Genomic DNA, 12,495 nt, shown 5'->3' with positions numbered 1-12,495 from the left:
TCTTTAATTTCCGGGCTCAGGCTAAAACAGTTTCCCAAACTGTTTTACTCTCAAAACTCCCGAGTGCCTGAAACACAGTTGTTTCAGGCACTTTTCTCACGGCGTAAAGTTTTTCATCTTCTTAAATGACTAAAAAATGAAAGTTATTTTTTGAAAATCATCCAGCTGTTTTATAAAAAAATAATAGTTTGTCTGCATTAAAAAATCCCTCCGTGTGAACGGAGGGATTTTTTAATTGCTTTGACGAATGTTCTCTAATATAGCTTGGGCTTTTTCCAGGTTAAAGGGTTTGTCTTCTAGCAGGGCTTGGACCACCGGAGCTACCTCTGACGGACTAGCGCCAGCAAGTAGGGCAAGTGACTTAGCCTGGAGTTTCATATGCCCATGCTGAATACCGGTGCTGACCAAGGCCTTAAGCGCTGCAAAGTTTTGAGCCAGGCCAACGGAAACAATGATCCGCGCAAGAGTTTGGGCGTCGGGATTTCCAAGTAGGTCATGAGCCACTTGAACACTTGGATTGAGTCCGATGGAGCCTCCCTTGGTAGCAATGGGCATGGGAAGGGTCAGCTGGCCTTCTAGGACTTGCTGATCTGGATGAGCTATCCAACTAGATAGTCCTTGAGCTTGTCCTGTTCGACTAGCATAGGTATGGCCGCCCGCTTCAATCGCCCGCCAATCATTCCCAGTTGCCAAGACGACAGCATCGATGCCATTGAAAATTCCCTTGTTGTGAGTCGCTGCTCGATAAGGATCAACAGCCGCTAATTGACTGGCCAGAGCTATTTTCTGAGCGATTTCGGCAGCTTCTTTGGGATCGCGACTGAGGAAGCGGTAGTCTATGTGACAGCTTGCCGTGACCAGGGCATCTGTAGCTAAGTTAGATAGAATAGCCATTAATCCTTGCCCCTCGGATAAATCTTCTAAAGGGTCGACCAGAGCTTCCAACATGGTGTTGAGCATGTTAGCCCCCATGGCTTCTTTTGGATCAACGGATAGGTAGCAAATGAGAAAGTCACCTTTCACCTCTGTCCAGAGATCTCGTGCCCCACCTCCCCGTTTAACGATGGAAGGATAGGCTTGATTGGCCAGTTGGAGCAGTTCTTCTTTAGCTTCTGTAATCGCCTGACTGGCCTTTTCTTTATTGCTGACATCATAGAGAGCCACTTGCCCAATCATTTGACGCTTGTGAACCTGGGTCTGAAACCCACCTGAACGCTTGATCAACCCTGCAGCATAAGAAGCAGCAGCAATGACAGAGGGTTCTTCCGTCACCATTGGGACCTGAATTTCCTGATCATCTATCTGGAAGCCAGGAGCTATACCAAAGGGCAAGGCTAAGGTGCCGAGGACATTTTCGACCATTTCATTGGCAAGAGAAAGGGGCAATGTGTCATTGTCCCTTACTGTTTGTAGTCCTTCTTCTGAAAGGAGTCCGGCCTGAGCCAGTTTCTCGATACGCTCTGCTGGACTTGCTTTTGAAAAACCAGTTAATTTAACCATGGTGTTCTACCTTTACATAGGTTCGTTGGTGTTCGTTGATTTCTGATAAGGCAAAGGTTTGATCTTGGTAACCTTGGAAGGTTTGATTGCCTTCAGCATCTAATTGTGCCTCTTCGAAGAAGATCTTCTCATATTCGGCAATCGTAAGAGCTTTTCGCTGATCCAATTCTGCCATACGATTTGGATGGAGCATTTGCTCATATCCTTCGACTAAGTGAGCACTAAAAATCTCAGCGACTGCGCCACTTCCATATCCATAGAGGGCGATCCGGTCGCCAGCCACTAGTTGAGGCTGATTCTCTAAGAGAGAAAGCAAACCTAGGAAGAGGGAACCCGTATAGATATTCCCAACCTTTTGGCTGTAGAGAATGGACTGTTCAAAATTGTATTGCAATTGGGCTTGTTTCTCAGGAGAAAGACTCTTATCAAGAATCTTTTTTAAGCCCTTAAGAGCAAGCTTGGGATAAGGTAGGTGGAAGCAGATCGCATCAAAATCATCCAATGTCAGACCAGTCCGTTTTTGATACTCTGTCCAAGTTGTTTTCAAGCAATCCAAGTACTGTTGGGTCGAATAGATCCCATTGACAAAGGGAGTGCTTGAGTAGTTGGGACGCCAGAAATCCATGACGTCACGGGTCTGAGCTACATTATCATCATTAAAGGCTAGGATACGTGGGTTCTGCGTCACTAGCATAGCGACAGATCCAGCTCCTTGAGTCGGTTCTCCAGGGGTGTCGATCCCATATTTTGCAATATCGCTGGCAATGACCAAGACCTTGCTCTGTGGGAACTTTTCAACATGAAGTTTAGCATAGTCCAAAGCGGCCGTTGCAGCATAGCAGGCTTCCTTCATTTCAAAGCTCCGAGCAAAGGGTTGGATTCCTAGGAGACCGTGAACGAAAACAGCAGCAGCCTTACTCTGATCAATTCCTGACTCGGTCGCCAGGATGACCATATCAATTTCTTCTTTTTCTTCTTCGGTTAAAATACTATGGCTGGCACTTGCTCCAAGTGTGACGATATCCTCTGTAATAGGGGCAATACTCAGTTCTTTCAATAAGAGCCCTTTACTGAGTTTTTCTGGATCTGTATTTCGAGCAGCCGCTAGCTCACTTAAGCGCAAGACATACTGGCTGGTCGCAAATCCAATCTTATCAATACCGATTGTCATAAATAACCTCTTTTAATTTGATATCTACTAGTATATTTCGTTACTATTTTACCATATTTGAGAGCAAAACTCCCTTGAAAAAGCCAGAACAGTATGGAAATCATTCTTAGGACCGAGTTGGGCAAGGGGATTTTTTGAAAAAGAGAGGACGAAAAACAAAAAAGAGGCTGGGACAAAAGTCCTAGCCTCTCAATTATTTTTGGATTGTCGAGCAAGACGCAGTGGTTGAGTGGGCTCTACTACGCTGATTTCATCAGCTTTTAYAGCCCTACTCAACTGTGCGGAGGTGGGACGACGAAATCGAATTCTAACGAATTACCGATTTCTGTCCCACTCTCTTCAACTCTTATGCTTGCTTATCTTTTTTAGGATTGCTCATGATTCGTATGAAGAGTTCTTTGCATTTATCTCTTAGAACATTTTCGTAGAAGACGAGTATAGCGATGTCCGCAATCAGAAAGATCAAGGTCAGGTAGAACAAGTCAAATGAATTACGGGCATAGTAAGTCGCTGATAGATAGGAGGAGAAGGCTCCTAGAATCACCCAAGGAAGATACTTGATATACTTGTTTACCATCGTACAGTACCTCACATACTTTAAAGGATTTGTTTTTTCACTATCATTGTATTCCTTTTAAATAAAAATGCAAGCGATTACACTTATAAAATTTGAAAAACCAATGCTAGTTGGCATTGGTCATTTTTCTTTTTTGGTAGCGTTGGTAGGAATGGTAGAGTTTCAAGATGACAGATCCGCTAGCCATCCCGATAGAGATGACCAAGGCCAGAATAACAACCAGAGTCACGCTGGTCACTGCCTGGCGATATTGGCCACTAACAAAGAAATAGGTGGTCCGATAGGAAATATATCCAGGAACCAAGGGAGCAAGAATAGCCAGCATAAAGACAACGACAGGCGTCTTATAGATAATACTTAAAATTTGACTGATACAAGAACCCACAATCGCTGCAATAAACGTCGCGATAATAACATTGGTAGGTCCTTTCAAGATATAGTAGAGCAACCAAATAGCCATCCCTAAAATTCCTCCAGGGATTAGCATGGAACGTTGCACGTTGAGGACGATTAAAAAGGTAATGATGGCAATCAAACTTGCCACCGCTTGGATTAAAAATTCGATTAGGTTCATGATTCTATTTCATAAGGACAAGAGCGACGGTCGTTCCGGCACCAAGGGCAAGAGTAATGAGCAGGGTCTCAAAGAGTTTACTCATCCCCGAGTTGAGGTGGTTGTTCATCAGATCCCTGACGGCATTGGTCATGGCAATCCCAGGAACGAAAGGCATGACACAACCGGCAATAATGAGATCGGTATTGGAAGGAAAACCACTATATTGAGACCAAATATGGGCCAAAAAGCCAAAGACAAAGGCTGCCGCAAAAGCAGTGGCAAAAGGGATGCGCACGTATTTCTCAACGACTAGAGAGAAAGCAAAGGCAAAGACGGTCGCAATACCTGCTCCTATCGCATCATAAAAATTCCCGCCAAACATAATGGAGAAAAAAGGGGCACTAAGAGTTGCCGCGATGGTTAACTGGAGATTGGTATAAGGGACTGCCTTCTGCTTCAATTGGATCAAGGCTTGGTAGGCTTCTTCGAGATTGATGTGCCCAGAGACTAATTGGCGAGAAATCTGATTGACATCACAGACCTTCTCGATATTGTAATTGGTCCGCAGGATCCGCTTCATCCGCGTGATATTGGCATTTTCGATTGAAAAGAAAATAGCGACTGGCATCGCTAAGGCATTGCAATCATCGATTCCTTGAGAATGAGCAATCCGGATCATGGTATCCTCCACCCGATGGATTTCAGAACCACTCTCTAAAAGGAGGGTTCCTGCCAACATGAGGACGTCAATCACGCGGTCCATATCTTTAGACGCTTCCATTGTTCTTCCTGTTCTGTTAATAGATTGTCTCCATTATATCAAAATTTCACTGATTTGTACTAGTGTTACCACGGATTTAGTCAAGACAGGACAAGAAAAAACCAGCCGTTTCCGGCTGGTTTGAAAAATCTATTTGAATCTTAGCTCAATGCATCGTCCATAGAAAGAACTTCGTGGAAGACACGTTGTGTCAATTCAGTTTTTTGTTCTGGAGTGAGGTATTTAGTGTTTACACAGTATCCAGAGATACGTACGATAACATCTTCACCGCTCATGATCTTTTCGTAAACGTCTGACAAGTCCATAACGTTCAAGTTAACGTGTTGTCCACCGTTTTCGAAGTATCCATCAAGGATAGTTACCAAGTTGTCTACTTGTTCGTCACGAGTTTTACCAAGAGCACGTGGTGATACTTGAGTTGTCAATGAGATACCGTCAGCTGCGTAACCAAAGTCAAGGCTAGCAAGTGAGTTCAAGTTTTGCAACCATCCACCTTTCGCTTTGTTAGATGGGTTAGCACCTGGTGAGAAGAATTCCAATTTGCTTGTGTTCACAGAACCATCTTCGTTGAGGAATACCCCTTTGTGGACTGGTGAGTTACCAGTTTGTTTAGAGTAAGCAACGTTAGAAGTGATAGTCAAAAGTGAAACTGTAGCTTCTGCATTCTTGTAAAGTTTGTGGCTGCGAAGACGAGTAGTGTAAGCTTCGATCAACCATTCTGCCAATTCGTTAGAACGTGGGTCATCTTCACCCCAACGTGGGTATTCACCAATTGTTTCGTAATCGTAGATGTAGCCATCTTCGTCACGGATTGGTTTAACAGTAGCGTATTTGATTGCTGACAAAGTATCAACAGTGTTAGCGAATCCACAGATACCGAATCCCATGTTAGCGCGTTGGTGAGTTGGCAAGAAGGCCATTTGAACAGCTTCGTAGTTGTACTTATCAGTCATGTAGTGGATGATGTTCAAAGCATCTACGTAAGTGTCAGTCAACCAGTCAAGTGATTTTTCGAAGTTTGCTTTAACAGATTCGAATTCAAGAACTTCGTCACGGATAGGATCGATGTCAAATACTTTGTAGTCTTTATGAACGTCGTCGTAACCACCGTTCAAACCAGTAAGAAGAGCTTTAAGTACGTTTACACGAGCACCGAAGTACTGGATGTTGTGGCGTTGTTCTTCGTTTTCTGGGTCAAGTGGAGATACACAACATGAGATACAGCTCATTTCACCGTATCCGTCTTTCGCCATTGTTGTTACACCTTCGTATTGGATAGAAGAGTGTTTGTGGCTCATGTGCATACAGTAGCGACGGAAGCTGTATGGCAATTTATCAGTCCAAAGAACTGTCAAGTTTGGTTCTGGAGAGTTACCGATGTTGTCCAAAGTGTTCAAGAAACGGAAGTCCATCTTAGTAACACGGTGACGTCCATCGTTACCCATACCAGCCATAGAAGTTGTGATGAAGGTTGGGTCACCTGAGTACAATTGGTCGTAAGCTTTTGTACGAGCAAATTTAACAGTACGCAATTTCATAACGAAATCATCAACGAATTCTTGGATTTCAGACTCAGTGTAAGTACCACGAGCCAAGTCACGTTCAGCGTAGATATCCAAAACGATTGGCACACGTCCAAGAGAAGTAGCAGCACCGTTGATCACACGGCAGACAGCCATGAAGGCGATGTTTGTCCATTGGATTGCTTCTTTTGTATCGAAGGCAGGACGACGTACATCTACACCATAAAGGTCACCCAATTTAACAACTTCTTGAAGTGCTTGGTATTGAAGGTTTACTTCTTCACGAAGACGGATTGATTCTTCATCGATTTCAGTAATCGCGTTCCAGTCGTTTGCTTTTTCAGCCATCAAGTAGTCAGCTCCGTAAAGGGCCAAACGAGCATAAACCCCGATGATACGTCCACGTGAGTATGCATCTGGAAGACCAGTTACTGTGTGAGCGTGACGTGCACGACGAATGTTTGTAGTATAAGCACGGAAGATACCGTCGTTAACTGTTGTTACATATTTAGTGAAGATTTCATGCACAGCTGGATCTGGCTCATATCCATTTTCTTTCAAAGTAGTTTCTGCCATACGGATACCACCACGAGGCATGAAGTTCAATTTGAACAACTCATCGTTTTGGATACCGAAGATGACTTCGTTTTCTTTGTCGATGTATCCAGCTGCGATATCAGCGATAGAAGTTGGACGAGTATCGTATGGGAAACGAGTTTCTTCGTAGTGTGCTTTTGTCTCTTCAACAATCTTCTTGATGTGAAGTGAACGTTCTGTTGGGCCAGCTAGGAAGCTTTCGTCTCCATCATATGGAGTGTAGTTAGCTTGTACAAAGCGTGAGACACTGGCTCTTTCTTTCCAGTCTTCACCTTGGAAGCCTTCCCAGGCTTTGTCAAAAATGTCTTGTGCTTCAACAACTGTTTTAACAACCATGTTTAAATCCTCTTTTGTCTTTCTAGCAACAAATCTGTTGCACTTACAATAGTAGTATACCATATGGAAATCGGTTTCACAAAGGGAATAGCAAAAAGATTTTGGATTCTTTTATAATACAGAATGGTAAATACGAATAAACTGTATTATATTTTTGTCTCAGAAGAGGTAGGAATTAGTAGGAAAAAATCGTTGATAGGGATATAATGAAAGAGGAGGTTGCCCATGCTCATATTTCCTTTAGTAAATGATACAAGCCGTAAAATCATTCATATCGATATGGATGCCTTTTTTGCGTCCGTTGAAGAGCGTGACCATCCCGAATTAAAAGGAAAGCCTGTTATCATTGGCCATGATCCCCGTTTGTCTGGTGGAAGAGGAGTGGTATCAACCTGTAATTACGAAGCCAGAAAATATGGGGTCCATTCTGCTATGAGTTCCAAAGAAGCTTATGAACGTTGTCCTCAGGCAGTTTTCATCTCTGGCGACTACGAGAAGTACCAGGCTGTCGGTCTCCAAGTCAGAGAAATTTTTAAACGCTATACCGATCTGATTGAGCCCATGAGCATTGATGAAGCCTATCTGGATGTGACCAACAATAAGCTTGGTCTTCAGTCTGCTGTCAAGGTAGCTCGCTTGATTCAGCATGATATTTGGAATGAGTTGCATTTGACTGCTTCTGCCGGAGTTTCCTACAATAAGTTTCTAGCAAAAATTGCCAGTGATTACCAGAAGCCTAGGGGACTGACCGTCATTTTACCCGAGCAAGCTCAAGACTTTTTAAGTCAGCTGGATGTAGCTAAGTTTCATGGTGTGGGAAAACGGACAGTGGAGCGACTTCATGATTTGGGAATTTATACTGGTGCAGATCTCTTAGAAGTGCCGGAAATGACTCTCATCGATCACTTTGGTCGTTTTGGTTTTGATCTTTATCGAAAGGCTCGGGGGATTCATAATAGTCCGGTTAAGAGCAATCGCATTCGAAAGTCCATTGGGAAGGAACGCACCTATCGAAAATTGCTGGTGGCCGAGGATGATGTGCTAAAAGAACTAGCCAACCTATCAGAAAAAGTGGCGAGCAGTTTGGCTAAGCATCAGAAAACCGGCAAGACCTTGGTGCTCAAGATTCGTTATGCCGATTTTACGACCTTGACCAAGAGACGAAGTTTAGAGGAAGCAACCAGAGACCCTGAAGTCATTCAGAGACTGGCCCAGGAGCTCTACCAGAGCCTAGAAAGTAACTCCTCAGGTATTCGCCTTTTAGGGGTGACCCTCACTAATTTTTCTTCCGAGTCTCGGGAAACCCATGAAGGATCTCTAATAGAAGAAACCCCGTAGGTATACTTGACCTACGGGGAATTTTTAGCTAGTTTTTGAAGAACTGTTGAATCTCTTCCTCGGCGAGGCCAATCATGGGATCAATGCTTAAGTAATTGTCCTCTGTTAATCGATAGCCTTGTTGAGAAGCTTGGGAAGCAGATGAGTCAGAGTAGTTTTCAACAGAGACGAGCTCCTTTTGGGGTTCTGTTTTTTTTATGGGCTCTTCCATGTGGACAGGGCTCTGTGAGGCAGAGTCTCTACCTTGAGGGCTTCCATCCGAAAAACGCTCAATCAGATAGGTTTTTCGAGCGGTTCCGGTATTTTTTGTCGCAAAGTCAAATGCAGTGTATTCTCCCAGGAGGATGAGTTTGCTTTTGGAACGGGTGATGGCCGTGTAGATTAGATTGCGTTGGAGCATGCGCCGACTCTGATTGGTCAAGGGCAGAATGACCACAGGAAATTCGCTTCCCTGTGACTTGTGGATGCTCATGGCATAAGCTAGGCGAATCTTGTACCATTCATTGCGGGGGTAGACCAATTCATTGCCATCAAATTGGATGGTGAGTTCATCTTGCTTGGATTCGGTATACTTAGCTGGCAAGAGGTCGGTGATGTAGCCAATATCACCGTTAAAGACATTGCTTTCGGCATCATTGACCAGGTGGATGACCTTGTCACCATTTCGATACTGGCAGTCCAGTGCTTGAAAGAATAGAGCATCCGTTTCCAATGGATTGAGAAGCTCTTGCATGAGATTGTTAATCTGGTCAATGCCTGCAGAACCTCGATACATCGGAGCGAGGACCTGGATGTCTTGGGCCAGAATGCCGTTGCGAAGGGCAGCGCTGGTGATTTTTTCAATCATGGGAGCGATGAGCTCACTCGGCGCTTCAAAGTAGGAACGATCAGGTTTTTTCTCTGTGAAATCAGGAGGCAGTTGGCCTTTGCGAATCTGACTGGCCAAAGTGACGATGGTCGAATCTTCACTTTGACGGAAGATGTGTTCCAGTTTGACTTGAGGGATGCTAGGGATCTGTAGGAGATCGGACAAGACTTGTCCAGGACTCACAGAAGGAAGCTGATCGGCATCACCAACGATTAAGAGTTTAGTATTGGAGGAGATATTGCTGAGAAGCTGATTGGCCAGCCAAGTATCCACCATAGAGAATTCATCGACAATGACAAAATCCGCATCAAGATAATCGTCCAAGTGACTCGTGTCGTCGTCTCCCGTCATTCCTAAGTGACGATGAATGGTGGCGCTCGGAAGGCCAGTCAGTTCACTCATTCGACGGGCTGCTCGACCGGTTGGAGCAGCTAAGAGGATTGGTAATTGAGATTTCTTGCGAAGGTCCAATTGGTGCAGGCGGGCATAGGTTCCGATAATTCCATTGATAACGGTTGTTTTCCCTGTTCCTGGTCCACCTGTTAGCACAAAGACCTTTTGCTGAATGGCTTCTTGGATAGCCTTCCGTTGGATGGGATCGTAGTGAATGTGGAGTTCATCTTCAATGTCATCAATCGTTTGTTCGATTTTTTCTGGGTCGAAAGATTCTTGCCTTCCTTTTTCTAGCAGGCGACCGATATGGCTTCGGATCCCTTCTTCCGCAAAGAAGAGGCTGTTGTTGAAAATCTTGGTGTCAATGTTTTGCGCCTTGTCTTCTTCGATGAGACTGGCCAATTCTTGGGCAACACTGGCTGGATCGAGCTCGACTGGACGAGATGCTTCTAAGAGTTGGATGGTGGCCTGGAGCAATTCTTTGGCTTCAACGTAGGTGTCCCCTGTTTCTAAGGAGAGGGTTAAAAGACTATGAACCAGTCCAGCTCGAAAGCGTTCAGGAGCATCACTGGCAATCCCTAATTCTTCTGCTAGTTGGTCGGCGATTTTAAAGCCCATGCCTTGAATATCTTCGACCAGTTGATAAGGAGCCGATTCGACGATTTGCAAGGTTTCTTCCTTGTAGAAATCTTGGATTTGGAAGGCTAGTTTATTAGGGATGCCATAGTTAGCAAGTTGGGCGAGGACCCGTTCCGTACCATAGTTGAGCTGTAGTTTTTCGACAAAGGCCTCGCGATTCTTTTTAGAAAGTCCGGAGATGGAGGCTAGCTTTTCAGGTGCTTGCAGAATTTTATCAATGGTATCCTCACCATAGAGATCGACGATCTTTTGGGCCGTTTTGAGTCCGATCCCTTTAAAATGGTCGCTAGAAAAGTATTTCACCAAGCCTTTGCTAGTGGGTTTGGCTCGTTCATAGCGATTCATTTGCAACTGTTGGCCATATTTCGGATGATGGACCAGTTCTCCCCAGAAGGTATAATCTTCTCCTTCGACGATATCTGCCATCGTTCCAGTGACGATAATTTCAAAGTTATCATAGTCCTCTGCATCTGTATCATTGATATCCAACAATAAGATACGGAAAAAACTACTTTGATTTTCAAAAATGACCCGCTCAATGGTTCCTGAGAAATAGTATTCCATGCAGAGTTTCCTTTTAAGTAATGGTCTGAGAGAGCTTATCTCTCATGAAGATATTGAAAGAGATTGGAACAAGAGTCCCAACCTCATCATGGGTTAATACGTCTGGAATGGAAGGAGTGGCCAGAGGCGAAGGACGGCTTCCCCTTTGATTTGTTCCTTCTTGAAAGCCCCCACCTGGCGGCTATCTTTTGAAACGATTCGATCATCACCAAGGAGTAGATACTCATCATCCAAGAGCTTTTTCGTGAAGGTCGCACTTCCATCTTTATCAACGGTGAAAGCTTCGGCAATCTGTGCCATTTGGCGGAAGAGCTCTCCATTTTCTTCGAACCCTTTTCCAGAATAGGTTGATTGCAATTTATCTTCTTTAAATTTTTGAATGTAGTCTTTCAAGTAAGGCTCGTCAGTTTCTTTGCCGTTGATATAGAGGACATCGTTTTTGTACTCGATGGTTTCACCAGGGAGTCCAATGACCCGTTTAACGATTTCTTTGGTTTTTCCATTTTCTGTTTCACTAGCGACCACGATATCAAAACGGTCGATAGGCAGTTTATTGATAACGAGAAGGTATTCACTATCTGCCAAGGTCGGATCCATAGAATGGCCATCGACACGGACAGGCGTCCACAGATAAATACGAGAGAGAATAATGCCTCCAATAATGAGGCCGAAGAGCGCCCATTCTTTCAGGAAAGAACGGACTGGATTAGTTGATTTTTTTGAACGTTTCATGCTTTATCTTTCTATCAATTTTTTTGCTTTTTCTGTATTTTTAAAATGAAGTTTGGCACTGTAGTCAAGGGCTTGAATGCCATAGGCCTTTAAAAGTTGAGCAGCTACCTTGTCTGAGGGCGCACCAGCCCCACTAGGAAGGGTGTAGCCGAGTTCTTGACTCAAATCTTCCAGATTTTGGAGGAAGAGGTCACGGGCAATAATGGAACTCACAGCTACTGCCAAGTATTTTCCTTCGGCCTTCTCTTCTAGGGTGACGACTTGTGGGACCTGATTCGCTTCTGCTTGAACATAGCGATCATAGTTTTTCTTGGTCGTAAAGGCATCGACTACAATCTTTTGAGCTTTTGTCCCTTGTTGCAAGAGCAAAAAAATGGCTTGATTGTGAAGAGCAACCTTGACAGATACCGCATTGTAGCCAGAGGCGATGACCTGATTGTATTTTTTAGGTGTCAGCAGTAAGGCCTGATGCGGGATTTCTTTTTTGAGGATCGGTGCGAGAGCTCGAATTTTTCGATCATCTAAGGTCTTAGAATCCCCAACTCCTAGACTTTTTAAGCGGGCATGTTGCTCCGGGCTGACCAGTGAAGCTACGACGGCAAGCCCTCCAAAGTAAGAACCGTTTCCAACTTCATCCGTTCCGATTAAGGGGAAGTCTTGTCCGGCAAGTGCTTGGTCTATCGGATCTTGTTGGTAACCGAAGAAGGCAGCATAGCGCGTCGCCTGACTACCTTGTAGGACAACCTTTCCTGATGTGTAAATCGAAATGGTTGCACCAGGTGCCTTGAAAAAATAACGGATATATGGATTTTTTGAAGGTAGCAGATGGTCTTGGTGCTGACGAACAAATGCTTGGATGTCCTCGTTTTGAGGGGACAATGTAATTGTTTCCATAGCCCTTATTGTATCATAAAAGCTAG

General features: G+C 44.3%; 10 protein-coding genes. 1 reads left to right on the top strand and 9 read right to left on the bottom strand.

The window, feature by feature from the left end; translation table 11 throughout:
* Positions 1–231: 231 nt before the first annotated feature.
* The 6 genes from ADH27_RS01685 to pflB all read right to left on the bottom strand — a co-directional run bounded on the left by ADH27_RS01685 (position 232) and on the right by pflB (position 7,041).
* Entirely contained in the window at positions 232–1,500 is a 1,269-nt protein-coding gene (locus ADH27_RS01685; protein WP_048715198.1) for a hydroxymethylglutaryl-CoA reductase, degradative, read from the bottom strand.
* The gene (locus ADH27_RS01680) at positions 1,493–2,671 is read right to left on the bottom strand and encodes a hydroxymethylglutaryl-CoA synthase (RefSeq protein WP_048715196.1); all 1,179 of its coding nucleotides are present in this window, start codon (positions 2,669–2,671) and stop codon (positions 1,493–1,495) included. Before ADH27_RS01680 ends, ADH27_RS01685 begins: the two co-directional genes overlap by 8 nt.
* A 346-nt stretch (positions 2,672–3,017) precedes the next feature.
* Positions 3,018–3,248, bottom strand: a complete 231-nt coding sequence (locus ADH27_RS01675) for a hypothetical protein (RefSeq protein WP_048715195.1) — start codon at positions 3,246–3,248, stop codon at positions 3,018–3,020.
* Positions 3,249–3,354: 106 nt separating this feature from the next.
* Positions 3,355–3,822, bottom strand: a complete 468-nt coding sequence (locus ADH27_RS01670; protein WP_048715193.1) for a threonine/serine exporter family protein — start codon at positions 3,820–3,822, stop codon at positions 3,355–3,357.
* A 4-nt stretch (positions 3,823–3,826) separates the two neighbouring features.
* Positions 3,827–4,585, bottom strand: a complete 759-nt coding sequence (locus ADH27_RS01665; RefSeq protein ID WP_023024440.1) for a threonine/serine exporter family protein — start codon at positions 4,583–4,585, stop codon at positions 3,827–3,829.
* A gap of 140 nt (positions 4,586–4,725) precedes the next feature.
* Positions 4,726–7,041 carry a formate C-acetyltransferase gene (gene pflB, locus ADH27_RS01660; RefSeq protein WP_023027276.1) on the bottom strand — a complete coding sequence of 772 codons (2,316 nt, stop codon included), beginning with the start codon at positions 7,039–7,041 and terminating at the stop codon, positions 4,726–4,728.
* Positions 7,042–7,266: 225 nt separating this feature from the next.
* Here pflB and dinB point away from each other — a divergent pair, with 225 nt between their 5' ends.
* Positions 7,267–8,379: a DNA polymerase IV gene (dinB, locus tag ADH27_RS01655; protein ID WP_048715190.1), complete on the top strand. Its 1,113-nt coding sequence runs from the start codon at positions 7,267–7,269 to the stop codon at positions 8,377–8,379.
* Between the two features lie 28 nt (positions 8,380–8,407).
* Here dinB and ADH27_RS01650 read toward each other — a convergent pair whose 3' ends face one another.
* The 3 genes from ADH27_RS01650 to rnhC form a co-directional block, all read right to left on the bottom strand.
* A complete protein-coding gene (locus ADH27_RS01650; protein ID WP_048715188.1) occupies positions 8,408–10,843 on the bottom strand; it encodes an ATP-dependent RecD-like DNA helicase in 2,436 nt (811 codons plus the stop codon).
* A gap of 93 nt (positions 10,844–10,936) precedes the next feature.
* Positions 10,937–11,575 carry a signal peptidase I gene (lepB, locus tag ADH27_RS01645; protein WP_048715187.1) on the bottom strand — a complete coding sequence of 213 codons (639 nt, stop codon included), beginning with the start codon at positions 11,573–11,575 and terminating at the stop codon, positions 10,937–10,939.
* Between the two features lie 3 nt (positions 11,576–11,578).
* Positions 11,579–12,469: a ribonuclease HIII gene (gene rnhC, locus ADH27_RS01640; protein WP_048715185.1), complete on the bottom strand. Its 891-nt coding sequence runs from the start codon at positions 12,467–12,469 to the stop codon at positions 11,579–11,581.
* Positions 12,470–12,495: the final 26 nt, after the last annotated feature.

Source organism: Streptococcus sp. 343_SSPC (assembly GCF_001072385.1).
Taxonomy (GTDB): domain Bacteria; phylum Bacillota; class Bacilli; order Lactobacillales; family Streptococcaceae; genus Streptococcus.
This window is presented reverse-complemented; position numbering and strand designations above follow the sequence as displayed.